Source organism: Serratia sp. CY31944, from assembly GCF_052169175.1.
In the GTDB taxonomy this organism is placed as follows: Bacteria; Pseudomonadota; Gammaproteobacteria; order Enterobacterales; family Enterobacteriaceae; genus Serratia; species Serratia sarumanii.
The window spans coordinates 115,537-138,595 of record NZ_JBJNLG010000017.1 but is presented as its reverse complement, the minus strand read 5'-3'; the positions used below and the strand labels follow the sequence as shown (position 1 = coordinate 138,595).

At 59.8% G+C, this 23,059-nt stretch carries 22 protein-coding genes; 3 read left to right on the top strand and 19 right to left on the bottom strand.

What is annotated here, in order from left to right; genetic code table 11:
* Positions 1 to 158 precede the first annotated feature (158 nt).
* The 4 genes from hemG to pepQ are packed head-to-tail and all read right to left on the bottom strand — an operon-like array spanning position 159 to position 4,146.
* Positions 159 to 692, bottom strand: a complete 534-nt coding sequence (hemG, locus tag ACJ8IN_RS17885) for a menaquinone-dependent protoporphyrinogen IX dehydrogenase (RefSeq protein ID WP_039568028.1) — start codon at positions 690 to 692, stop codon at positions 159 to 161.
* A 21-nt stretch (positions 693 to 713) separates the two neighbouring features.
* Positions 714 to 2,165, bottom strand: coding sequence for a Trk system potassium transporter TrkH (trkH, locus tag ACJ8IN_RS17880; RefSeq protein WP_004934492.1), 1,452 nt, complete (start codon positions 2,163 to 2,165; stop codon positions 714 to 716).
* Between the two features lie 35 nt (positions 2,166 to 2,200).
* On the bottom strand, positions 2,201 to 2,815 hold the full coding sequence (locus ACJ8IN_RS17875) for an IMPACT family protein (protein WP_033649682.1): 615 nt from the start codon (positions 2,813 to 2,815) through the stop codon (positions 2,201 to 2,203).
* Positions 2,815 to 4,146: a Xaa-Pro dipeptidase gene (gene pepQ, locus ACJ8IN_RS17870; protein ID WP_033649681.1), complete on the bottom strand. Its 1,332-nt coding sequence runs from the start codon at positions 4,144 to 4,146 to the stop codon at positions 2,815 to 2,817. The genes ACJ8IN_RS17875 and pepQ overlap by 1 nt, the downstream gene beginning before the upstream one ends.
* 430 nt (positions 4,147 to 4,576) lie before the next feature.
* Here pepQ and fadB point away from each other — a divergent pair, with 430 nt between their 5' ends.
* Together fadB and fadA are read left to right on the top strand one after the other, a co-directional pair.
* On the top strand, positions 4,577 to 6,766 hold the full coding sequence (gene fadB / locus ACJ8IN_RS17865) for a fatty acid oxidation complex subunit alpha FadB (protein ID WP_060425114.1): 2,190 nt from the start codon (positions 4,577 to 4,579) through the stop codon (positions 6,764 to 6,766).
* Between the two features lie 10 nt (positions 6,767 to 6,776).
* Entirely contained in the window at positions 6,777 to 7,940 is a 1,164-nt protein-coding gene (gene fadA / locus ACJ8IN_RS17860) for an acetyl-CoA C-acyltransferase FadA (protein ID WP_025304928.1), read from the top strand.
* Positions 7,941 to 8,112: 172 nt separating this feature from the next.
* On the opposite strand, the gene fre is transcribed toward fadA, so the two are convergent.
* The 3 genes from fre to pepE form a co-directional block, all read right to left on the bottom strand.
* Positions 8,113 to 8,814, bottom strand: a complete 702-nt coding sequence (gene fre, locus ACJ8IN_RS17855; protein ID WP_308325351.1) for an NAD(P)H-flavin reductase — start codon at positions 8,812 to 8,814, stop codon at positions 8,113 to 8,115.
* Between the two features lie 50 nt (positions 8,815 to 8,864).
* The gene (ubiD, locus tag ACJ8IN_RS17850; RefSeq protein ID WP_025304926.1) at positions 8,865 to 10,361 is read right to left on the bottom strand and encodes a 4-hydroxy-3-polyprenylbenzoate decarboxylase; all 1,497 of its coding nucleotides are present in this window, start codon (positions 10,359 to 10,361) and stop codon (positions 8,865 to 8,867) included.
* 86 nt (positions 10,362 to 10,447) lie between these two features.
* Positions 10,448 to 11,173 (bottom strand): dipeptidase PepE, encoded by a 726-nt coding sequence (pepE, locus tag ACJ8IN_RS17845; protein ID WP_039568041.1) that lies wholly within the window; start codon positions 11,171 to 11,173, stop codon positions 10,448 to 10,450.
* Between the two features lie 246 nt (positions 11,174 to 11,419).
* Here pepE and rfaH point away from each other — a divergent pair, with 246 nt between their 5' ends.
* Positions 11,420 to 11,908 (top strand): transcription/translation regulatory transformer protein RfaH, encoded by a 489-nt coding sequence (rfaH, locus tag ACJ8IN_RS17840; protein ID WP_060425117.1) that lies wholly within the window; start codon positions 11,420 to 11,422, stop codon positions 11,906 to 11,908.
* 45 nt (positions 11,909 to 11,953) lie between these two features.
* On the opposite strand, the gene hemB is transcribed toward rfaH, so the two are convergent.
* The 12 genes from hemB to udp all read right to left on the bottom strand — a co-directional run bounded on the left by hemB (position 11,954) and on the right by udp (position 22,574).
* Positions 11,954 to 12,976 (bottom strand): porphobilinogen synthase, encoded by a 1,023-nt coding sequence (hemB, locus tag ACJ8IN_RS17835; protein ID WP_060425118.1) that lies wholly within the window; start codon positions 12,974 to 12,976, stop codon positions 11,954 to 11,956.
* Between the two features lie 14 nt (positions 12,977 to 12,990).
* Complete coding sequence (tatD, locus tag ACJ8IN_RS17830; protein WP_308325349.1) at positions 12,991 to 13,773, bottom strand: 3'-5' ssDNA/RNA exonuclease TatD; 783 nt, start codon at positions 13,771 to 13,773, stop codon at positions 12,991 to 12,993.
* A gap of 53 nt (positions 13,774 to 13,826) precedes the next feature.
* A complete protein-coding gene (tatC, locus tag ACJ8IN_RS17825) occupies positions 13,827 to 14,597 on the bottom strand; it encodes a Sec-independent protein translocase subunit TatC (protein WP_004934456.1) in 771 nt (256 codons plus the stop codon).
* 3 nt (positions 14,598 to 14,600) lie between these two features.
* Positions 14,601 to 15,170 carry a Sec-independent protein translocase protein TatB gene (gene tatB / locus ACJ8IN_RS17820; protein ID WP_033649672.1) on the bottom strand — a complete coding sequence of 190 codons (570 nt, stop codon included), beginning with the start codon at positions 15,168 to 15,170 and terminating at the stop codon, positions 14,601 to 14,603.
* Positions 15,171 to 15,173: 3 nt separating this feature from the next.
* Complete coding sequence (tatA, locus tag ACJ8IN_RS17815; RefSeq protein WP_033636704.1) at positions 15,174 to 15,437, bottom strand: Sec-independent protein translocase subunit TatA; 264 nt, start codon at positions 15,435 to 15,437, stop codon at positions 15,174 to 15,176.
* A gap of 80 nt (positions 15,438 to 15,517) precedes the next feature.
* On the bottom strand, positions 15,518 to 17,149 hold the full coding sequence (ubiB, locus tag ACJ8IN_RS17810) for a ubiquinone biosynthesis regulatory protein kinase UbiB (protein WP_033655130.1): 1,632 nt from the start codon (positions 17,147 to 17,149) through the stop codon (positions 15,518 to 15,520).
* The gene (ubiJ, locus tag ACJ8IN_RS17805) at positions 17,146 to 17,754 is read right to left on the bottom strand and encodes a ubiquinone biosynthesis protein UbiJ (RefSeq protein WP_060425121.1); all 609 of its coding nucleotides are present in this window, start codon (positions 17,752 to 17,754) and stop codon (positions 17,146 to 17,148) included. The genes ubiB and ubiJ overlap by 4 nt, the downstream gene beginning before the upstream one ends.
* 13 nt (positions 17,755 to 17,767) lie before the next feature.
* Positions 17,768 to 18,523 (bottom strand): bifunctional demethylmenaquinone methyltransferase/2-methoxy-6-polyprenyl-1,4-benzoquinol methylase UbiE, encoded by a 756-nt coding sequence (ubiE, locus tag ACJ8IN_RS17800; RefSeq protein ID WP_060425123.1) that lies wholly within the window; start codon positions 18,521 to 18,523, stop codon positions 17,768 to 17,770.
* 78 nt (positions 18,524 to 18,601) lie between these two features.
* Positions 18,602 to 20,149 carry a DNA recombination protein RmuC gene (gene rmuC, locus ACJ8IN_RS17795; RefSeq protein ID WP_033655131.1) on the bottom strand — a complete coding sequence of 516 codons (1,548 nt, stop codon included), beginning with the start codon at positions 20,147 to 20,149 and terminating at the stop codon, positions 18,602 to 18,604.
* A 140-nt stretch (positions 20,150 to 20,289) separates the two neighbouring features.
* Positions 20,290 to 20,820, bottom strand: coding sequence for a DedA family protein (locus ACJ8IN_RS17790; protein WP_033649669.1), 531 nt, complete (start codon positions 20,818 to 20,820; stop codon positions 20,290 to 20,292).
* 79 nt (positions 20,821 to 20,899) lie between these two features.
* Positions 20,900 to 21,682, bottom strand: coding sequence for a tyrosine-protein phosphatase (locus ACJ8IN_RS17785; protein ID WP_033636699.1), 783 nt, complete (start codon positions 21,680 to 21,682; stop codon positions 20,900 to 20,902).
* A gap of 130 nt (positions 21,683 to 21,812) precedes the next feature.
* Positions 21,813 to 22,574, bottom strand: coding sequence for a uridine phosphorylase (gene udp / locus ACJ8IN_RS17780; RefSeq protein ID WP_004934432.1), 762 nt, complete (start codon positions 22,572 to 22,574; stop codon positions 21,813 to 21,815).
* Positions 22,575 to 23,059 lie beyond the last annotated feature (485 nt).

Here is a 23,059-nt window from a genome sequence, read left to right as displayed (position 1 = left end):
TTCGCTGTCTTCTCGCTGACCCGGCGGCTTGTCAGTCGTTGTTCCCGGTCAGTGGAGGCGCATTATAGGGAGTTCTCGGCAGGCCGCAACCCCTAAATGCAAAAAACTTTTCAAGCGCGGATTTTTTCGGCAAAACGCTGGCCAAACCCGCGTTTTTGTCACTTTTCGTACGGGATATGGCTAAATTCCTGGGCGAAACGATCGACCTGCTGCCAATCGGTGTACTCCACTTCCTTACTGGTATCCGTTTCACCACCCGTCATACGCATAATAAATTGAATCATGATGCGGTCGAACCAGCGATAGCGCGGATAACGCAATGCGCCGGCAAACACCGCGCACTGTTTTGGCTGCCACGGCGAGGTCAGCAGAAACTTGCGGGTATAAGCGTTGGTTTGCGGCGAGCGCTTTTCCGGTTTGCGCGCCGTCAGGTTCACGGCAAAGAACGCGCTCGGCATTCGATTCAGCTGCTCGGCATGACGTTTGACGAATTTATCCAGCGCCGGGTTAAAGTGCCCGTAACGGATAGAAGCACCGATCATCACCAGCTGATACTGATTAAGGTCGACCTGTTCCGCCTGCAGCAGATCGATCACCTCACAGCGCAGCGTATCCTGCAATTTGCTTGCTATATAAGAAGCGATAGCACGTGTTTGCCCGTCACGGCTCGAATAAAGTATCAATGCCTTCATGGCGTACTCCTTATATCAGGCTCACTCACGCCAGAAGGTTGGCGTAAACAGCACCAGCAATGTAAACACTTCCAGGCGCCCAAACAGCATCGTCACCACCAGGATCCACTTGGCCGCCGCCGGCATCGTGGTGAAGTTATCCGCCACTACGCCCAGGCCGGGGCCGAGGTTATTCAGCGTTGCCGTCACTGCGGCAAACGCGGAGAAATCATCAACGCCGGTAGCAATGATCGCCAGCATGCTGACGATAAACACCAGCGCATAGGCGGAGAAAAATCCCCACACCGCCTCCAGAATGCGTTCCGGCAGCGCGCGGTTGCCCAATTTGATGGTATAGACCGCGTTAGGGTGCACCAGCCTTTTCAACTCGCGCGAGCCCTGCAGGTACAACAGCAGAATACGGATCACCTTCAGGCCGCCGCCGGTCGAGCCGGCGCAGCCGCCGATGAATGCCGAACACAACAACAGCATCGGCAGGAACAGCGGCCACTTGGCGATGCTGTCGGTCGTAAAACCGGCCGTGGTCGCCATCGATACTACCTGGAAGAACGCCTGATTGAGCGTTTCCATACCGCTCTTATAGACGCCATGTCCCCAGAGCACCAACGTGCACACCACCACCAGCGTCAGCTGGACGAAGATGAACATGCGGAATTCAGGATCGCGCCCGTATACCTTCAGACTGCGGCCGCTGAGCAAAGCGAAGTGCAGGCCGTAGTTACAGCCGGAAATCAGCAGGAACACGGCGATGATGGTGTTGATGGTCGGACTGGCGTAATAACCGATACTGGCGTCGTGGGTAGAAAAGCCGCCGATGGCGATGGTCGAGAAACTGTGGCCGATGGCATCGAACACCGACATTCCTGCTCCCCAGAGCGCCAGCGCACAGGCTACGGTCAGCAACACATAGATTAGCCACAGGGTTTTGGCTGTTTCGGCGATGCGCGGGCGCATCTTGTTATCTTTCAGCGGCCCGGGCATTTCCGCCCGATACAGCTGCATGCCGCCGACGCCGAGTATCGGCAGTATCGCCACCGCCAACACGATGATCCCCATGCCGCCCATCCATTGCAGCATTTGGCGATAGAACAGAATGGCCTTCGGCAGCGAATCCAGTCCCACCAGCGTCGTCGCACCGGTGGTCGTCAGCCCCGAGAAGGATTCAAAGAAGGCGTCGGTCAGCGACAAGTTGGGCCGTTCAGAAAACAGGAACGGCAATGCCCCCACGCTGCCCAGCACGGTCCAGAACAGCACGACGATCAGGAAGCCTTCGCGGGGTTTCAGTTCGTGTTTCTGTTTGCGGTTCGGCCACCACAGCATCAGACCGATGGTCAGCGCCACGAAGAAGGTTTGGCTGAACGCGCGCCCCGCCCCATCGCGGTAAATCAATGCCACCAGGCCGGGAATAAACATCGTCCCGGAGAACAGGATGACCAGCAGACCAACGATACGGGTTATGGCGCGAAAATGCATTTCAGCACGATCCTTAGCAATTCAATTGGGAGGAATTATTGCGAAATGGGGGTTAATTGCAAATTACCGCGACTAAGATCACGCAATTTATTCCCAAACAGCTCGACCTCGGTGGCCGGCAACGCCAGATGCAGCACGACGGCGGCGCCGTATTCACCCTGCAGGATCCGACCTGCGGTTTGCTGCAGCAAGTTCTCCACCAACGCCAACTGCGCATAGTCGCACTGCAAGATATATTCGGCTTCCGGCACCTTTTGAGCCAACGCCAGCTGCTTCAACGCCTGTTGAACACCGTTGCCATAGGCTTTCACCAATCCGCCGGTGCCCAACTTGACGCCGCCGTAGTAACGAACGACCACGGCGGTCACTTCCCCGATGCCGCTGCCCATGAGCTGCGCGAGGATCGGTTTGCCGGCGGTACCCGACGGCTCTCCGTCGTCGGAGAATCCCAGCTGCTGCGAGTCATCGGGGCTGCCGGCGACGAAGGCCCAACAATGGTGCCTCGCCGCCGGGTGCTCGTCCCGCACCTGCTGAATAAACGTCTTTGCCGCTTCTACCCCGCTGGTCGGCGCCAGCAGGGTGATAAAACGGCTCTTCTTTATTTCTTCGGTAAAGCAGGTTGCTTCCGCCGGTATCGGATACGGCCGCATCAGGCCAGGTTCAGATCGCGCGTCATGTTCTCGATGCGCTTTTCGTGGATCACGATGTTGTCTTCGATACGGATGCCGCCATACGGCTTCAGCGCATCGATGCGATCCCAGGCGAAGTGCTGCTTGAACTCACCGCTGCGCCACGGCGCCAACAGAGACTCGATGAAGTACAGACCCGGCTCGATGGTCAATACCATGCCCGGCTGCAACACGCGGGTGCAACGCAGGAACGGATACTTGGCCGGCGCCGCCAGATGGGTGCCTTGCTCGTCCTGCATAAAGCCGGCGGCGTCGTGCACCTGCAGGCCCAGCGGGTGGCCCAGCCCGTGCGGCAGGAACGGCGTGGTGATGCCCGTTTCAACCATCGCCTCTTCGCTGAGGCCGTTCACCAGCTTGTGATTCTTGAGCAGCTTGGCGATGCGCTGGTGCATCTGCACATGGTAGTCGGTATAGCGCACGCCGGTTTTGATAGTGTCGATCAGCGCCAGCTGTTCACCGTTGAGATCTTTCACCAGATGGGCGAATTCGCTGCCGCTTTGCGCTGCGTAGGTGCGCGTCAGATCGGCGGCGTAGCCGTTGTATTCCGCGCCGGCGTCGATCAGGAAACTCAGGGATTCGGCCGGCGGCTGATGATCCAGCTTGGTGTAGTGCAGTACCGAAGCGTGTTCGTTCAGCGCCACGATGTTGTCGTAAGGCACGTCGGTATCGCGGTGGCCTGTCGCCGTGAGGTAGGCCAGATTGATGTCGAACTCGCTCATGCCGGAGAGGAAGGCTTCATGCGCCGCACGATGGCCGGTTACCGCCGTCTTCTGCGCTTCGCGCATGCAGGCCAGCTCATAGCCGGTTTTGATCGAACGGTGGAAATCCAGGTAGTTCAACACCGCTTTCGGGTTGATGTTTTCCGAAGGGATGCCGAGATCGCGGGCGCGCTGTTGCGCATAACCGATATAGCCCACGCGCTCGCGCTGCGGCGGAAGCTGCTGGGCGATAGCGTCGGCGTTGGCCAGCGGCATCAATTCAAGGGATTTGGTCCAGAAACTGTCCGGCAGCGGCTCTACACTGTGCCAGTAGTCGACCGGGGAGTAGAACCATAGCTTTGGCTTGTTGACGCCATCAATCCACAACCAGCAGTTCGGCACCGACGTCACCGGCACCCAGGCTTTGAAATGCGCGTTCACTTTGAACGGATAGCTATGGTCGTCCAAAAATACCTTTTGCAGTTCACCGGAGTGAATCAGCAGCGCATCCAACTTGTTGCGCTCCAGCACTTCGCGCGCGCGTTTTTGCAGCTCTGCCAGGTGGTCGTTATACAAAGAAGCCAGCGTTTCCATCACATTACCCTTATGCCTTAGCACGAAAGAAGTCATCTTAACACAGCGCTCCGGCGCACCAACCTCATCGCGTTGGGCATGCGGAGCAGCTCGCAATTCCCGGCAAATGCCGTTACATCCGCAGTTTAACCTTAGCCAGCCGAGTGCCATCGTCAGCCCTGCATCGTCGTCGCCATGACCCCAGCCGCCTTATTCATGCCTAACCTCGCCTGAATGATAAATCGCCGCTGGCAAGTGTATGAAGGCCGACAACCGCCAGCAAATGCCGATAGCACATAAAATATAACTTCGTTTTAAATCAAAACGCTAACTTGGTGAGATGTGATCAGACCAGCAAATATGCAATCTCTCATTTGCATATTTTTAACATAAAAACCACACTCCTCATCATCTGGTCATACCAGATCATACGCTGATTCAGGAGATAGACATGCTCTACCAAGGCGAAACATTACAACTGCACTGGCTCGATAACGGCATCGCCGAGCTGGTGTTCAACGCACCGGGCTCGGTCAACAAGCTGGACACCCGCACCGTAGCCAGCCTGGGCGAAGCGCTCACCGTGCTGGAAAACCAGCCTGAGCTGAAAGGGCTGCTGCTGCGTTCCTCCAAAGCCGCGTTTATCGTCGGCGCCGATATCACCGAATTCCTTTCTCTGTTCGCCGCACCGGCTGAAAAGCTGCAAGAGTGGCTGGTGTTCGCCAACAACGTCTTTAACCGACTGGAAGATTTGCCGGTGCCGACCATTTCGGCCATTAACGGCTATGCGCTCGGCGGCGGTTGCGAATGCATTCTGGCGACCGATTTCCGCGTCGCCTCACCGGACGCGCGCATTGGCCTGCCGGAAACCAAATTGGGCATCATGCCGGGCTTCGGCGGTTCCGTCCGCCTGCCGCGCCTGCTGGGTAACGACAGCGCGCTGGAAATCATCGCCGCCGGCAAAGACGTCAGCGCCAAAGAGGCGCTGAAAGTCGGCCTGGTGGATGCGGTGGTGGCACCGGAAAAACTGGCCGAAGCGGCGCTCAACATGCTGCAACAGGCGATCGACGGCAAGCTGGACTGGCGCGCCGCGCGTCAACCTAAGCTGGAGCCGCTGAAACTCAGCCCGATTGAAGCGGCGATGAGCTTCACCACCGCCAAAGGCATGGTGCTGCAGACCGCCGGTAAACATTACCCGGCGCCGATGACCGCGGTGAAAACCATTGAAGCCGCCGCCAAGCTTGGCCGCGATGAAGCGCTGCAACTGGAAACCGCCAGCTTCGTGCCGTTGGCGCGTTCCAACGAAGCGCGCGCGCTGGTCGGCATCTTCCTCAACGATCAGTTCGTGAAGGGCCAGGCGAAAAAGCTGGCCAAGAATGTGGATGCGCCGAAACAGGCGGCGGTGCTGGGCGCCGGCATCATGGGCGGCGGCATCGCTTACCAATCGGCGCTGAAAGGCGTGCCGGTGATCATGAAAGACATCAGCGACAAGTCACTGACGCTGGGCATGAGCGAAGCGGCCAAGCTGCTCAATAAGCAACTGGAACGCGGCAAGCTGGATGGCCTGAAAATGGCACAGGTGCTGTCGACCATTCAGCCGACGCTGGACTACGCTGGTATCGAACGCGCGCAGGTGATCGTCGAAGCGGTTGTCGAGAACCCGAAAGTCAAAGCCGCCGTGCTGTCGGAAGTGGAAACCCTGATCGGTGAGGACACCGTTCTGGCGTCGAACACCTCGACCATTCCGATTAATCATCTGGCAAAATCGCTGAAGCGCCCGCAAAACTTCTGCGGCATGCACTTCTTTAACCCGGTACACCGCATGCCGCTGGTTGAAATCATCCGCGGCGAACAGACCAGCGATGACACCATCGCCAAAGTGGTGGCCTACGCCAGCCGCATGGGCAAAACGCCAATCGTGGTGAACGACTGCCCGGGCTTCTTCGTCAACCGCGTGCTGTTCCCGTATTTCGCCGGCTTCAGCCTGCTGCTGCGCGACGGCGCCGACTTCCGTCAGATCGATAAAGTGATGGAAAAACAGTTCGGCTGGCCGATGGGCCCGGCCTACCTGCTCGACGTCGTGGGCATCGACACCGCGCATCATGCGCAGGCGGTAATGGCCGCCGGCTTCCCGGATCGCATGAGCAAAGACTACCGCGACGCCATTGACGTGATGTTCGACAACCAGCGCTTCGGTCAAAAAAATCAGCTGGGCTTCTACCGCTATAGCCAGGACAGCAAAGGCAAGCCGCGCAAGGACAACGACGAGCAGACCGATGCGCTGCTGGCCGAAGTGAGCCAACCGCGCCAAACCATCAGCGACGAAGAAATCATCGCGCGCATGATGATCCCGATGATCAACGAAGTGGTTCGCTGCCTGGAAGAGAAGATCGTCGCCAGCCCGGCGGAAGCCGATATGGCGCTGGTCTACGGCATCGGCTTCCCTCCGTTCCACGGCGGCGCATTCCGCTACCTGGATACGCTCGGCACCGCCAACTACGTTGAGCTGGCCCAGCGTTACGCACACCTCGGCGCCCTGTATCAGGTGCCGGCCGGTCTGCGCGCCAAGGCCGAACGCAATGAAAGCTACTACCCGGTGGCGACACCGCTGTCCGACGTCGCTACCCGCCAACCGGCATGAGGTCATAAAGATGGAAAACGTAGTTATTGTTGATGCCGTACGCACGCCGATGGGCCGCTCCAAGGGCGGCGCCTTCCGCCAGGTGCGCGCCGAAGATCTCTCCGCTCACCTGATGCGTGAAGTGCTGAGCCGCAACCCGGCGCTGGACGCCGCCGAGATCGATGACATTTACTGGGGCTGCGTACAGCAGACGCTGGAACAAGGCTTCAACATCGCCCGCAACGCCGCGCTGCTGGCCGAGATCCCGCACCGCGTGCCGGCGGTGACCGTCAACCGCCTGTGCGGCTCTTCGATGCAGGCGCTGCACGACGCGGCGCGCGCCATCATGGTTGGCGACGCACACGTCAGCCTGATCGGCGGCGTGGAACACATGGGCCATGTGCCGATGAACCACGGCGTGGACTTCCATCCGGGGCTGAGCCGCAGCGTGGCCAAAGCCGCCGGGATGATGGGGCTGACCGCCGAAATGCTGGCCAAGATGCACAACATCAGCCGCCAGATGCAGGATGAGTTCGCCGCCCGCTCCCACCAGCGCGCGCATGCGGCGACGCTGGCGGGTTACTTCAAAAACGAGATCATACCGACCAACGGTCACGACGCCGATGGCGTGCTGACCCGTTACGATTTCGATGAAGTCATTCGCCCGGAAACCACTGTCGAAAGCCTGTCGGCCCTGCGCCCGGCGTTCGATCCGGTCAACGGCACCGTCACCGCCGGCAGTTCTTCCGCCCTGTCGGACGGCGCTTCCGCCATGCTGCTGATGAGCGAATCGCGCGCCAAAGCGCTCGGTTTGAAGGCGCGCGCCCGCATCCGCTCGATGGCGGTCGTCGGCTGCGATCCTTCCATCATGGGTTACGGCCCGGTGCCGGCCAGCAAGCTGGCGCTGAAACGCGCCGGTCTGAGCGTGCAGGACATCGATCTGTTCGAGCTGAACGAAGCGTTCGCCGCCCAGTCGCTGCCGTGCATCAAGGATCTGGGGCTGATGGACAGCATCGACGACAAGATCAACCTGAACGGCGGCGCCATCGCGCTCGGCCACCCGCTGGGGTGTTCAGGCTCCCGCATCTCGACCACCCTGTTGAACAACATGGAACGTCGCGACGCGCAGTTCGGCCTGGCGACCATGTGCATCGGCCTGGGCCAGGGCATCGCCACCGTCTTTGAACGCGTTTAGCTGTGTCTATCTTGGGATGACCGCGTCACCACTTCAAATCGCGGCATCCCGCCAAGTTTAGTTGCCGTTCTTCCCGCCTGTCAGGGGCGGGTTTTTTATGCCTGACGTTTGCCGGCGCCCAAATAAAAACGGGGCGACCCTCGGCCACCCCGTTCACTGCGCATCGCATCGGTCAGATAAACGAAAACGCGTCACCGAACATATGCGCTTCCAGCGCGCCGCGCTCGGCGCAGAAACGCTCACGGGCGATTTTCGCCATCTCGAAACGCCCGGCGATATAGATGTCGTGCTCCGCCAGCGTGCCGAAATCCTGCAGCACCGCGCTGAGCACGGTGCCGTTGCGGCCGCGCCATTCGGCTTCCGGCTGCTCGACCACCGGGATCACCTTCAGATTCGGATGCTGCAACGACAGCGCTTCCAGCTCGCTCAGATCGTACAGGTGCTTCAGCTCACGCCCGCCCCAGTAGATAGAAATATCGCGATCGGGCTGCTGCTCCAACGCGGTCAACAGGATTGAACGCGCATAAGAGAAACCGGTGCCGCCGGCGATCAGCACCAGCGGACGGCTACCCTCTTCCCGCAGCCAGGCATCGCCGTGCGGCACGTCGACGGTGATCGCCTGCTCTTTCAGGATGCGATCCATCACCGCCATAGCGTACAGATTCAGCTCCGAAGCGCCGATGTGCAGCTCGATATAATCTTGCTGCGTCGGGGTTGATGCCAGCGAGAACGGGCGCTTGTCGCGCTCGTCCATCACCACCATCAGATATTGCCCTGCCTTGAAAGAAAACGGCTGCTCGGGCACCAGACGTACCCGATAAACCGTATCGGTAATGGCCTCTACCGAGGTCACTTTACAGCTCAATATTGTCATGCGTTCCCTCTGTCGGGTCATCAATGCAAAGCTGAGAACAGGGCCTGACGCTACAGCGTCGGTTCCCTGTCACTGAAGATTGCGAGCTCATCCCAGATTTCGTCGACGCGCGCACGTACCTTTTCATCCATCTGAATCGGACGGCCCCATTCGCGATCGGTTTCACCCGGCCATTTATTGGTGGCGTCCAGCCCCATCTTCGAACCCAGGCCGGAAACCGGTGAGGCGAAGTCCAGATAGTCGATCGGCGTATTCTCCACCAGAACGGTATCCCTTGCCGGATCCATTCGTGTGGTGATCGCCCAAATTACGTCGTTCCAGTCGCGCGCATTGACGTCGTCATCGCAGACGATAACAAATTTGGTGTACATAAACTGCCGCAGGAACGACCAGACGCCCATCATCACGCGTTTAGCGTGGCCGGCGTACTGTTTCTTCATGGTCACTACCGCCAGGCGGTACGAGCACCCTTCCGGCGGCAGATAGAAATCGACGATTTCCGGGAACTGCTTTTGCAGAATCGGCACGAACACTTCATTCAATGCCACGCCCAGGATCGCCGGCTCATCCGGCGGGCGGCCGGTGTAGGTCGAGTGGTAGATCGCGTTGCGGCGCTGGGTGATGTGGGTGACGGTGAACACCGGGAACTGGTCGATTTCATTGTAGTAACCGGTGTGGTCGCCGTAGGGACCTTCCGGCGCCATTTCACCCGGCTCGATATAACCTTCCAGCACGATTTCAGCGCTGGCGGGCACTTCCAGATCGTTGGAAAGGCACTTGACCACTTCGGTTTTATTGCCGCGCAGCAGCCCGGCAAAAGCGTATTCAGACAGGGTATCCGGCACCGGCGTCACCGCGCCGAGGATGGTGGCGGGATCGGCGCCCAGCGCCACCGCAACCGGGAAACGCTCGCCGGGGTGCGCCTGGCACCACTCCTGATAATCCAGCGCGCCGCCGCGATGCGACAGCCAGCGCATGATCACTTTATTCTTGCCCAGCACCTGCTGGCGATAGATGCCGAGATTTTGCCGTTCCTTATGCGGGCCGCGGGTCACCGTCAGCCCCCAGGTGATCAGCGGCGCGGCGTCTTCCGGCCAGCAGTGCATCACCGGAATACGGCCCAGATCGACGTCCTCGCCCTGCCATACCTGCTCCTGACAAGGCGCGGATCCCAGCACCTTGGTCGGCATGTTCAGCACCTGCTTGAACTTCGGCATTTTATCGAACAGATCGCGGAAGCCTTTCGGCGGCTCCGGCTCTTTGAGGAACGCCAGCAGTTTGCCGACTTCGCGCAGCGCGCTGATGTCTTCCTGCCCCATGCCCATCGCTACGCGATTGGCGGTGCCGAACAGGTTGCACAGTACCGGCATGTCGTAGCCTTTCGGGTTTTCAAACAGCAATGCCGGGCCGCCCGCCCGCAGGGTGCGATCGGCAATCTCCGTCATTTCCAGGTAAGGATCGATCGGCTGGCTGATGCGTTTTAGTTCCCCTCTCTTCTCCAGCAACGAGAGGAAATCGCGTAAGTCACGGTATTTCATGCTGATCATTATAACGGCCAGTGGGGAGGGCATTATAAGCCCTCTTCACGGTTGTTGCTGCAATTTTGTTAACGCCGCCCGCCATCGGGTAGCCCTCAGCCGCAGTTGAACGGCACCAGCGCAGCCAGCGCACGCGTATCCTGATATTCGCGCGTCTCCTCGCCGTGGCGGAACACCTTGAAGCCCTGCCCGTTGGCGCTGAAGTAACGCAGCTCGTTGCCTTCAACATGCAGCAGGCTGCCTTCACGCAACGCCACCACCGATTCGCTCGGGTTGATCGCGCAGAACTCCGCCAGGCGCTCGTCACGGGTTTCGCCCATGTGGCCGCTGATATGCGCGTCGATGTAATGCGGGTTGATTTGCACCGGGAACAGCCCCAGCGCCGGCAGCACCACGCTGCAGCGCACCGGCATATCATTGGTGGTGCGAATGCTCGGCGTGGCCACGTTGCAACCGGCGCTCCAGCCGACGTAAGGCACTTCACGCTCGCGCACCGCGCGCTGGATGGGCACGATCAGGCCTTGCTCGTGCAGCATTTGGTTCAGCAACCAGGTATTGCCGCCGCTGACCAAAATGCACTCCGCCTGCGCGATCGCCGCCGCCGGCGAAGCGGCGTGATGAATGCTGATGACTTCGATACCCAGCGTTTGCGCCAGCTCCTGCGCACGCTGGTCGTAGTCGTAACGGATCAGCGCATAAGGAATAAAGACGGCGGATTTGATGCCGCGACGCGCAATCATCGCCAGCAGTTGGCTTTTGGCATACCCCAGCAGCTCGGCTTCGCCAGACAGCTTGCCGTTGCTCAACAGAAACAGCTCCATTTATCTTTCCCTCGGTCAAAAACGATGAATAGCGTCACAGCCGGTAGCGCAACGCCTTGCCATACTGTGACGGTAACAAATTTTTAGCCCTCTGTTATACCAGCGCCGTATCGATAAGTGTGTGACCCCTCGCTAATAGCCGCATATTCATAGAGATAGGTGATGTTACACGCTGAAACTTGCATCACTATGTATCCGGAAGCGCTTTTGATATGCTTACCGGCTGGCAGAAAGGCATGTGAAATTATGGAATCCTGGTATCTACTTTATTGCAAACGCGGTCAGCTGTTGCGGGCGCAGGAACATCTGGAACGGCAGCAGGTAAACTGCCTCAGCCCGATCATCACGCTGGAAAAGATCGTGCGCGGCAAGCGTATCGCGGTCAGCGAACCCCTGTTTCCCAACTATCTGTTTGTGGAGTTCGACCCGGAGCGCATTCACACCACCACCATCAGCGCCACCCGCGGCGTCAGCCACTTCGTGCGCTTCGGCGCGCTGCCGAGCGTCATCCCGAGCAAGGTGATCGATGAGCTGCGCACGCACGCCAGCGAAACCTATATCGATCCGGAAACCCCGCAGCCGGGGGATACCGTCCTGATCGTCGACGGCGTGTTCGAAGGGCTGCAGGCGATCTACACCGAGCCGGACGGCGAGGCCCGCTCAATGCTGTTGCTCAACCTGATCAACAAACAGGTCAGCCAAAGCATCGACAACCGACAGTTCCAGAAGATGTAATGCAAAAGGCGCCCTCAGGCGCCTTTTTGTTGGCTCATTTCACGCTTAGCGACGCGACGCATCGTCATGCAGCCACTGTGCGACACGCTTGGCGAAGTAGGTCAACACGCCGTCGGCGCCGGCGCGTTTGAAGCACATCAACGACTCCATCACCGCAGGCTGCTCCTGCAGCCAGCCGTTCTGAATCGCCGCCATATGCATGGCGTACTCGCCGGACACCTGATAAGCGAAGGTTGGCACGCCGAAAGTATCCTTCACGCGGCGCACAACGTCGAGGTACGGCATGCCCGGTTTCACCATCACCATATCCGCGCCTTCCTGCAGATCCTGTGCAATCTCCTGCAGCGCTTCATCGCTGTTGGCCGGATCCATCTGATAGGTCTTCTTGTTGCCACCCTTCAGATTGCCGCTGGAACCCAGCGCATCGCGGAACGGGCCGTAGTAACAGGAAGCATACTTGGCGGAGTAGGCCATAATCTGGGTGTTCACCAGACCCTGTAATTCCAGACGATCGCGGATCGCCCCGATGCGGCCGTCCATCATGTCACTCGGCGCCACGATTTCCGCGCCCGCTTCGGCATGGGAAAGCGCCTGACGCACCAGGATGTCTTTGGTCACGTCGTTAATCACATAACCCTGCTCATCGATTACCCCATCCTGCCCGTGCGTGGTGTAGGGATCGAGCGCTACGTCAGTCAGAATGCCCAGCTCAGGCACCGCGTCTTTCAGCGCGCGCACCGTGCGCTGCACCAGCCCTTCCGGGTTATAGGCTTCTTCCGCATGCAGCGATTTCAGACCTGGCTCAATCACCGGGAACAGGGAGATCACCGGCACGCCGAGTTTGGCGATGGTTTCCGCTTCCTTGACCAGCAGATCGATCGTCATGCGCGATACGCCCGGCATCGAGGCCACTTCTTCCTGACGGTTGCTGCCTTCCATGACAAACACCGGATAAATCAGGTCGTTGACCGTCAGTTGGTTCTCGGCCACCAGGCGGCGGCTGAAGTCATGACGGCGCACGCGGCGCATACGGCGACCAGGGAAGGTGCCCGGAAATGCATAGCTCATAGTTTTCTCCTAGCTCAAACCAGCCGGAATAGCCGGCGGGCGTTCTCATCGGTTTTTTGCCCCAGCCATTGCGGCTCTTCCTGTCGCCAGACGGCGACCTGATGCACGATATGGGGCAGGAAACAGGGTTCGTTGCGGCGAGATGCGGGTTTAGGCTGTAAATCCCGGGGCAACAGATAAGGGGCGTCAGTTTCCAGCAGCAGACGCTCGGCCGGGATCTGCGGCAACAGGGCGCGCAATTCCAGGCCGCGCCGCTCGTCGCAGACCCAACCGGTAATCCCGATCGACAGGCCCAGCGACAGGCAGCGGGTTAATTCTTCGGCGGTGCCGGTGAAGCAGTGCACCACGGACGCGGGCAGTTTATCCAACCACGGCGTCAGTAGCTCGGCAAAACGTGCGTGTGCGTCGCGGCAATGAAGAAACACCGGCAGCGCCAACTCCGCCGCCAGCGCCAGTTGCGCGGTGAACGCCGCTTCCTGCTGCGCGGGCGTCGAGAAATTGCGGTTGAAATCCAGGCCGCATTCGCCGATCGCCGCCACTTCAGGGCGCGCGGCCAACGCATAAATCTGCTCGGCGGTGTGTTCATCCCAGCCGCTGGCGTAGTGCGGATGCACGCCGGCGCTAGACCAACAGTAGCCCGCATGTTGCCGCGCCAGTTCGGCGGCCTCGCGGCTCTCCGCCAGATCGGTGCCGGTAATCAACATCCCCGTCACGCCCGCGGCGCGGGCGCGTTCCACCACCGCCTGGCGATCTTTGGCGAATTGGCTGCTGGTGAGATTAACGCCGATATCAAACATGGTTTTTTCCAAAGCAAAAGCCGCCCAATGGGCGGCTTCGCAATCAATGTGGATCAGGGTGCTGGGGGTTCGTCACCCTCGTCTTCTTCTTCCGCTTGCGGACGACGCTTGCCGGTATAGAAGCGAGCGAAGAATACCCCCACTTCAAACAGCAGATACATCGGTATTGCCAACAGGGTTTGCGAGAACACGTCCGGCGGCGTCAACAGCATGCCGACCACAAACGCGCCGACCAATACATACGGCCGTTTCTTCTTCAGATCTTCCGGCGAGGTGACGCCACTCCAGCACAGCAGAATGATGGCGACCGGCACTTCGAAGGCAACGCCGAACGCCATAAACAGCGCCATGACGAAATCGAGGTAGTTTTTAATGTCGGTCGCAATGGTCACCCCCATCGGCGCGGTCTTGGCAAAGAAGCCGAAGGCCAGCGGGAACACGATGAAGTAGGCGAAGGCCATGCCGAGGTAGAACAGCAGGCTGCTGGACACCAGCAGCGGCATCATCAGGCGGCGTTCATGCTTGTACAGAGCCGGCGCGATGAATGCCCACACCTGATACAGAATCATCGGCGCGGAGACGAACACCGAGACGATCATGGTCAGCTTGATCGGCGTAAAGAACGGTGACGCCACGTCGGTGGCGATCATGCTCGCCCCGGCCGGCAGCTGTTTGAGCAGCGGTGCAGAAACCAGCTGGTAGATGTCGTTGGCGAAAAACACCAGCACCACGAACACCGCCAGCACGCAAATAATCGAGTTCAACAGCCGCTTGCGCAGCTCTATCAGATGACTGATAAGGGGTTGGGTATCTTCAACAGCCATGTATTAACGATCGCCACTAGGTTGGTGAGACGCTGGGGTTTTATCCGCAACAGGTTCGACAGGTGCCGGCGCGGTTTCCACCGGTGCTTTGGCCGGTTGCGCCGCCACGGGCGCAGCCGGGGACGCAGCCGCAACGGCCTCAGGCTCCGCTGCCGGTTTTGGCACGGCGGCGGGCGCGCTGGCGCGGGTTGCCGCTTCCGCCGGCGTCACGCCGTCGTGCAAGGCTTCCGGATCGATGGCCTGCGGGTTATGAATGGTGTTCGCCAGCTCTTCTGTCTCGCCCCGGTAGGTGCGTTTCAATGATTCCGCCGCGTCTTTCAGCTCATCCATCGATGCCTTCAGTTCCGGCGTCAGGTTCTGCAGGCCGGCCTGTTCGGCTTTTTTCAGGCTGTCCTGCAGCTCCTGCAGCTTCAGTTCCTGAGACAGTTCGTGCTGCACCGAGGCCGCCAGCGAGCGCAGCGCGCGGATCCAGCCCGACACCGTTCTGACCGCGACCGGCAACCGTTCCGGCCCCAGAACAATCAGGCCGATCACCAGCACCAGCAGCAGCTCACTAAACCCAATGTCAAACACGGTTTATACCTGCTCTTTGTTCTTCGACTCTTCCGGTTTCACTTCCGGCTGCTTATCGGTAATAGGCTTGGCCGCGAAGTCAGCGTCATCCAGGCTGCTTTTTTCAGCCGTGTTGGGGTTCGACGGCGTATCGTCGCCGATCGCCTTTTTGAAGCCCTTGATCGAGGCGCCGAGATCGGAGCCCAGCGTGCGCAGTTTTTTGGTGCCGAACAGCAGCACCACGATCACTGCGATGATCAACAATTGCGTAATACTAATACCGCCCATTTCAATTACCTCTAATTTTAAAGGGTCTTTTAAAGCCAGCCCGCATTATAGGCTCGGCCTTACCAGAGTAACGAATTAAATCAGGTGGTTCGCTTCCAGCCAATCACCCAGCATACGATGCCGGCGGCCATCATCCAGGCGGGAAACACCTCGATTTGCCCCAGCAGCAACAGCGTACCGCTTACTAACAGTGTAGCGCCAACGCCGAACAAATAACGTGACTGCCCCTGACGAACCCGCTGAGCCTGCATTTGGTTGGTCAGCTTATCAACGCTTTGTTGCAACAGTTTATGCTGCTGCAGGCTGTCGTAAAACAGCTCGGGCAGTTCCGGCAGCTTCTCCGCCCAGAACGGCGCTTTCTCTTTCAGCGCGCGCACCACGGCAGGAATGCCGACCTGATCGCGCAGCCAGCTCTCGAGGAACGGCTTGGCGGTAGTCCACAGATCCAGCTGCGGGTAGAGCTGGCGCCCCAGCCCTTCAACATACAGCAAGGTCTTCTGCAATAACACCAGCTGCGGCTGCACTTCCATATTGAAGCGGCGCGCAGTGTTGAACAGGTTCAGCAGCACGTTGCCGAAGGAAATTTCCGCCAGCGGCTTCTCGAAAATCGGCTCGCACACGGTGCGAATGGCGAATTCGAAGTCTTCCACGTTGGTGTCGCGCGGCACCCAACCGGAGTCGACGTGCAGTTCCGCCACCTTGCGGTAATCGCGGTTGAAGAAGGCGATGAAGTTTTCCGCCAGATAGCGCTTGTCATCCTTGTTCAGCGAGCCGACGATGCCGCAGTCGATGCCGATATAGCAAGGATCTTCAGGATGTTCGTAGCTGACGAAAATATTACCGGGATGCATGTCCGCATGGAAGAAGCTGTCGCGGAATACCTGGGTAAAGAACACCTGGACGCCGCGTTCCGCCAACAGTTTCATGTTGGTGCCCTGCCGTTCAAGCGTGGCGATGTCCGAGACCGGAATGCCGTAGATGCGTTCCATCACCAATACGCTTTCACGGCAGTAGTCGGAATAAACTTCCGGTACGTACAGCATCGGGCTGCCGTCGAAATTGCGGCGCAGCTGAATGGCGTTGGCCGCTTCGCGCAGCAGGTTCAATTCGTCCAGCAGGGTTTTCTCGTACTCGCGCACCACTTCACGCGGACGCAGACGGCGGCCGTCCGGCAACAGCTTCGGCACCCAGCCGGCCAACCGGTACATCAGCCGCACGTCGGCCTTGATGATCGGCCCGATATCCGGCCGGATCACCTTCAGCACCACTTCCTGGCCGGTGGTTTTCAACCGCGCGGTATGCACCTGCGCGATCGAGGCAGAGGCCAACGGCTGCTGATCGAAATCGTCGAACCAGGTTTCCAGTGGGCCACCCATCGCCAGCTCGATATGTTTACGCGCCAGCGCGCCGTCGAAAGGCGCCACCCGATCCTGCAGCAACGTCAGCTGATCGGCAATGTGCGGCGGAAACAGATCGCGACGGGTCGACATCATCTGGCCGAACTTGATCCATACCGGCCCCAGCTCCTGCAGCGCCAGCCGCAGACGTTCGCCCAGCGGCTTGTCCTTGTGCCGATTCGGCATCCAGAACAGCAGACGGCGGCCAAAGCGCAGCGGCAGCGTCAAACGCATTTTAGGGATCAGTTCGTCCAGCCCATAGCTGAGAAAAACGCGGACGATAAAATACAAACGGCGCAGTTCGCCTGGGGTCATCGCTTGCCCTCCAACTTGTCCATGCGGGCAAACAGCGCTTCCGCGCTGCGGGCGAGAGCATCAACTTCTTCGTTGAACCACACCACTTCCAGTGGCCCCGGCGCCAGGCGCCACTCTTCCGTCAACGTCTCCGCCATGTCCTGCTGCCGGCGCATAAAGCCGGCTTTCAGCAGCGAGGCGCCTTTTCCCAGCGCCTGCGTAATGCCCTGGGCGGCGATATCGCCGATGTAAGGCGCCAGCCACTCCGCCGGATCCCACTCCGCCAGATCGAGCAGACCAACCAGCTGTTGCACCACCTGAATATCGCCTTCCACCGTCAATTCGCCGCTGCGCATCAGCACCGGCAACTGCTGGCGATCGCGCAGCTTCAGTAAGAAGGGAATGCGGCTGCGCACCGTGCAATCGGCGCTGTCTTCAGACTGCCCCAGCACGTCCACGCGCAGTTCGCTGAACACCAGCACCAGCGGCGAAGCCAGCTCTTCCAGTTCGATGCGCAGCACCTTGCCCGCCAGGCGTTGGCGAGCGGCTTTCATGCTGCGATCGCGAAACAGCAGGTTATTCAGCGAGGTTTCCAGCGCAGCGGTCAGCAGAGGGGTAAACAGCATCGGCATCTCCCTCTCAGAACTTGAAGCCGCGATGCAGGGCGACAATCCCACCGGTCAGGTTGAAATAGGTGACGTTTTCAAAACCGGCGCTGCTCATCATGCCCTTCAGGGTTTCCTGATCGGGGTGCATGCGGATCGATTCCGCCAGGTAGCGGTAGCTGTCCGGATCTTTCACCACCAACTCGCCGATCTTCGGCAGCACGTGGAAGGAGTAGGCATCGTAAGCCTTGCTCAGCGGCGCCAGCAGCGGCTTGGAGAACTCCAGCACCAGCAGGCGGCCGCCCGGCTTGAGCACGCGGAACATTGAGCGCAGCGCTTTGTCTTTGTCGGTGACATTGCGCAGGCCGAAGGAGATGGTGATGCAATCGAAGTAGTTGTCCGGGAACGGCAGCGCTTCGGCGTTGGCCTGCACGTAATTGATGTTGCCGACGATGCCGCGATCGCGCAGTTTCTCGCGCCCCATCTTCAGCATCGAATCGTTGATGTCCGCCAGCACCACCTGCCCCTGCTCGCCGACCATGCGGGAGAACTTGGCGGCCAGGTCGCCGGTACCGCCGGCCAGATCCAGCACGCGCTGCCCGCGGCGCACGCCGCTGCAGTCAATGGTGAAACGCTTCCAGATACGGTGGATGCCGAACGACATCAGGTCGTTCATCACGTCATACTTTGCCGCTACCGAATGAAAAACGTCCGCCACCATGGCCTGTTTTTCGTCTCTAGCGACGGTGCGAAAACCGAAATCGGTGGTTTCCTGCGGTTGATCTGCCATTGTCCTGCCTGCTATTCAGTCAATTTTGTGTGGATGAGTGTACCAGAAGCTCGGAGAATACCCCACCTCGCCACGGCCTCAGCCGTGCGAAACGAAGCCCGGTTCCCCGGCGGTATCGTCATCGTCTTTCGTCTGCGGCAGCGCGGCGACATCGTCGTCGTTCGCCTCTTCCGCTTCATCGTGTTGCGCGCCGGCTTGCTGCGCCAGCAGCGGGTTTATCGGCCGTTTGACCTCAACCCCCAGCGCGCGGAAACCTTCAATTTGGCCGATAAGATTACCACGGCCTTCGCTCAGTTTGTTCATCGCCTGACGATAACTGCCCTGCGCCTTGTCCAGGCTCTGCCCCAGCGCGGACATATCGTCCACGAACAGCCGCATCTTGTCATACAGTTTCGCCGCGCGATCGGCGATGCGCTGCGCGTTCTGGCTTTGATGCTCATAGCGCCACAGGTTGGTGATGGTGCGCAGCGCCACCAGCAACGTGGTCGGGCTGACCAGCATGATGTTGTGCTTGAGCGCTTCGCTGATCAGCTCCGGTTCGCGATCGATAGCCAGCAGGAAGGCGGGCTCGACCGGAATGAACATCAGCACATAGTCCAACGAGCGCAGCCCCGGCAGCTGCTGATAGTCCTTGCGGCCCAGCATGCGAATGTGGCCGCGCAGCGAGGCGATATGTTCGCTCAGCGCCGCTTCGCGCTCCACCTCGTCTTCACCGTTGAAATAGCGCTCGTAGGCGATCAGCGACATCTTGGCGTCGATCACCACGTCCTTGCCCTGCGGCAGGCGCACGATCACATCGGGCTGCATGCGGCTCTGGTGATCCACCCGCACGTTGACCTGCGTTTCATACTCGTGCCCTTCGCGCAGGCCGGAAGCCTCCAGCACCCGGCTCAGCACCACCTCGCCCCAGTTGCCCTGCGTCTTGTTATCGCCTTTGAGCGCCTTGGTGAGGTTGATAGCTTCGCGCGCCATCTGCGCGTTCAACTGCTGCAGATTGCGTATCTCGTGCGTCAACGTGTGGCGCTCCCGCGCCTCCTGGCCAAAACTGTCCTGCACCTGCCGGCGGAACCCGTCCAGCTGTTCACGCAGCGGCAGCAGCAACCGATCCAAGCTTTGCTTATTTTGCTCGTCCACCTTGCGGCCGCTGTGTTCAAAAATGCGGTTGGCGAGGTTTTCAAACTGGGTGGTGAGGCGCTGTTCGCTGTTGATAAGCAGGCGCTGCTTCTCTTCCGCCGCCATACGCGTCTCTTCCAGACGGATGGTGACTTCGCGCAGCTCGGCCTCCTGCGCGCTGTTGACCTCGCGCTGGGCGCGCAGCTCCTGATTAAGCAGTTCACATTCGTTGCGCCAATGGTTGAGCTGTTGCAGCTTTTCATGCCCGGCCGCCAACTGGCTGTGCAGGTTGCGTAGCTCCAGCTCGCTCTGCCGCAGCTGCTGCTCGTGGCGCTGCAGAGCCTCTTGCCGCGCCGCCGTTTCCTGCTGCGCTTGCTGCAACGCTTGCTCCAGCAACCGCAGTTCGGTTTCATGTTGCGCATTCGCCTGCTGCACCCGCAGACTGGCGATCAGCCACCCCAACAGCATGCCGATCGCTACGCCGCCAATCCCATAAATCAGACTGGTATCCACCCTGCCTCCTGTTGCACCTTGCCGTTCCGGCGTTTCGCACGCCCATTGCCCGTCACGTTAAGGGGAGGCTGTATGGATGTCCAGCCTGATTTTGCCCGCCGAGCACAATATTGCGCGGCGCTGCGCAATTTAGCGAGAAATCAGCCCAGCCACTGGCTGAGCCACTTGATGCCGAATGCCCCCGGCGCCAGAATGCCGAACGCCCAGATCATCGCCGACGTGACGTTGGCTAACTGGAAATAACGCTGCGGCATGCCGCAAATGCCGCCCACCAGCGGCACCACGGCGCGCAGCGGGCCGAAGAAGCGGCCGATGAAAATGCCCAGCACGCCCCAGCGTTCAAAGAACGCGTGGCCGCGCACCAGCAGCTGCGGATTGCGCGACAGCGGCCACATATGGGCCACGCGATCCTGATAGTGATAGCCGATCCAGTAAGAGAGCCAGTCGCCGAAAAACGCCCCGACGGCGGCGGCGGCCCAAATCGGCCAAAAGGCGATGCCGCTTTCGCCGATCAGCGCGCCCAGCGCCAGCAGGATCACCGTGGCCGGCAGCAGCAGCGACAAAAACGCCAGCGACTCGCCGAACGCCAGGAAGAAGATGATGGGAATGGCCCAGCCTTCGTGCTGACGCACGACGTCGCTGACCCAGTTGATAACGTCATTGAGGCTCAATGCGGGGCTCCTGATACGCGATAATTCGCCGCCTAGGATAGGCCGGGGCGAGTTAAACCCCGGCTAAACGCTCGGCGATTTACTCGAGGTAGAACGCCTGCAGCGCTTCGCGCTGGGCTGCGCCCAGGCCGTATTCCGCTTCCAGCCAGCGATCGGTGGAACCGTATTGCTGACGGATGCAGCCCAGCGCCGTCATCAGGAACTCCTCGCGCGCGCTGAGCACGTAGGCAAATTGCTCCAGCGCCGCCGCATTCAGCTTGATAGACAGCTGATCCAGCATCTGCTCGCGGAAAGTGGCCAGCGTGGTTTCGGTCAGCAGATAGTCTTCCAGCACCGTCGCTTCGTCTGCCCCCAGCGCGAACAGCACCAGTGCCGAACCGACCCCGGTGCGATCCTTGCCGACCGCGCAGTGCTGCACGATGGCGCCGCCGCCAGGATTGCTCAACAGCTGCGCCAGCCGCTGATAGGCCGCATTGCCGAACGGCAGGCGGCGATACAGCTCCAGCATGAACGCGCGGGCGTCGAAGGCGGCCAGCGTTTCGTTGGTGAGCTTCTCCAGGTTGGCGTTGACTTCGCTGCTCAGCGGGTTAGCCGGCACGTGGTGATAGTCGGCGCCACTCCACAGAATATCCGGCTTGGCCTGCACCTCGTCGGCATCACGGTAGTCCAGCACCGAGCGCACCGGCACGCCGGCGAGAAAGGCGCAGTCGTTTTCCGTCAGCCGCTCGAGGGAACCGGAGCGGAACAGCAGGCCGCGCTTGATGCGGCGCCCGTCGGCCACGCCGTTGCCGCCGAAGTCGCGGAAATTGATGCCGCCGTCGAGCGGCGCGAGCGAAGGATGAAGCAGGATCTGGGCGGTCATAAACGTCCTCGTTGTTTTTGTTATGACAACGCGCGGCGGCCATCGGCGCAGCGCTGAGGAGTATCACCGTAACAGATTCGCCGCGAATGGAAAAACGGGCCGCGTCGGCGGCCCGTTGGGGGAAAGGCGATTACAGCAGGCGGCGGGCGGCGTCCACCACGATCTGCACCGCTTTGCTTTCGGTGTTTTTCATGGTCTCGGCGTTCGGGATCTCTTGCTGGGTGCGGTTGACGATCACCCCGGCCACCATGCCGGCACGCAGGCCCTGGCTGGCGCACATGGTCAGCAGCGTGGCGGATTCCATTTCATAGTTCATCACGCCCATCGCCTGCCACTCTTCCATCGAGCCTTTGAAGCGGCTGACCACACGGCCGGAGTAAGTGTCGTAACGCTCCTGGCCCGGATAGAAAGTATCGGAAGAGGCGGTCACGCCGATGTGCGTGGTGGCGCCGCTGGCCTTGGCCGCTTCCACCAGCGCGGTGGTGCAGGCGAAGTCCGCGACCGCCGGGAACTCCATCGGCGCGAAGTGCAGGCTGGCGCCGTCGAGGCGTACCGCCGCCGTGGTGACCAGTACGTCACCGACGTTGATGTTTGCCTGAATGGCGCCGGTGGTGCCGATGCGCAGGAAGGTGCGAATGCCCAGCTGCGCCAGCTCTTCCACCGCGATAGAGGTAGACGGGCCGCCGATACCGGTAGAGCAGACGATCACCGCCTTGCCGTCCAGCTCCGCGCGCCAGGTAGTGAATTCACGATGGGAGGCCAGATGCACCGGATTTTCCATCAGCTTGGCAATCTTCTCTACGCGCTGCGGATCGCCCGGCACGATGGCAAGCTGGGCCCCTTGTAAATCGTTCTTGGTGAGGCCGAGATGAAAAACGTCAGACTGAGACATACGAGACTCCTCATGGATCATGTTTATTGGGAGGAACAAAAAAGCACTCTACTGAAAATCGCCGCTTAATTTCGTGACGACAATCACTATGAAAAGAGAAACAAATTACATGCTACATATTTTTTGTGATTTTTATCACAAAAAAGAACTATGACGCATCCGGAACGCGCCGCTAAACCTCAGTCTAGCCGACAAACTCGGCTGCTCCTCGCCCGTTGGTTGCCGGCTGAAACTATTTAGCTCATCAATCCGAAATAACCCCAACTTATCGGTTGCTTAGGGACAAAAAAGCCCTCTAACGCACCTTATGGCACTTACGCGGGGCAAAACGCGTAATAACATGATAAAACGCGTTTAAAAATGCCGCAAAGCCAGATAATTAGCCGTTTTTTATCGACTTGTCCGAAAGTGCGCCACGCAGCGCCAATAATGGGTAATCTTTCCTATAGTTAATCTCAGCGCTTTTTTCTATTGCACGGAGACCG

Bases quoted from the DNA above. Each gene is read 5' to 3' on its own strand.
- fadA (WP_025304928.1), top strand. From the start codon at position 6,777: ATGGAAAACGTAGTTATTGTTGATGCCGTACGCACGCCGATGGGCCGC.
- tatC (WP_004934456.1), bottom strand. From the start codon at position 14,597: ATGGCTGTTGAAGATACCCAACCCCTTATCAGTCATCTGATAGAGCTG.
- hemG (WP_039568028.1), bottom strand. From the start codon at position 692: ATGAAGGCATTGATACTTTATTCGAGCCGTGACGGGCAAACACGTGCT.
- pepE (WP_039568041.1), bottom strand. From the start codon at position 11,173: ATGGAGCTGTTTCTGTTGAGCAACGGCAAGCTGTCTGGCGAAGCCGAG.
- tatA (WP_033636704.1), bottom strand. From the start codon at position 15,437: ATGGGCGGTATTAGTATTACGCAATTGTTGATCATCGCAGTGATCGTG.
- ubiD (WP_025304926.1), bottom strand. From the start codon at position 10,361: ATGATCAGCATGAAATACCGTGACTTACGCGATTTCCTCTCGTTGCTG.
- ubiJ (WP_060425121.1), bottom strand. From the start codon at position 17,754: ATGCTGTTTACCCCTCTGCTGACCGCTGCGCTGGAAACCTCGCTGAAT.
- fre (WP_308325351.1), bottom strand. From the start codon at position 8,814: ATGACAATATTGAGCTGTAAAGTGACCTCGGTAGAGGCCATTACCGAT.
- trkH (WP_004934492.1), bottom strand. From the start codon at position 2,165: ATGCATTTTCGCGCCATAACCCGTATCGTTGGTCTGCTGGTCATCCTG.
- pepQ (WP_033649681.1), bottom strand. From the start codon at position 4,146: ATGGAAACGCTGGCTTCTTTGTATAACGACCACCTGGCAGAGCTGCAA.
- ubiE (WP_060425123.1), bottom strand. From the start codon at position 18,523: ATGGCAGATCAACCGCAGGAAACCACCGATTTCGGTTTTCGCACCGTC.
- ACJ8IN_RS17875 (WP_033649682.1), bottom strand. From the start codon at position 2,815: ATGCGGCCGTATCCGATACCGGCGGAAGCAACCTGCTTTACCGAAGAA.
- tatD (WP_308325349.1), bottom strand. From the start codon at position 13,773: ATGTTTGATATCGGCGTTAATCTCACCAGCAGCCAATTCGCCAAAGAT.
- ACJ8IN_RS17785 (WP_033636699.1), bottom strand. From the start codon at position 21,682: ATGACCGCCCAGATCCTGCTTCATCCTTCGCTCGCGCCGCTCGACGGC.
- fadB (WP_060425114.1), top strand. From the start codon at position 4,577: ATGCTCTACCAAGGCGAAACATTACAACTGCACTGGCTCGATAACGGC.
- rfaH (WP_060425117.1), top strand. From the start codon at position 11,420: ATGGAATCCTGGTATCTACTTTATTGCAAACGCGGTCAGCTGTTGCGG.
- hemB (WP_060425118.1), bottom strand. From the start codon at position 12,976: ATGAGCTATGCATTTCCGGGCACCTTCCCTGGTCGCCGTATGCGCCGC.
- ubiB (WP_033655130.1), bottom strand. From the start codon at position 17,149: ATGACCCCAGGCGAACTGCGCCGTTTGTATTTTATCGTCCGCGTTTTT.
- udp (WP_004934432.1), bottom strand. From the start codon at position 22,574: ATGTCTCAGTCTGACGTTTTTCATCTCGGCCTCACCAAGAACGATTTA.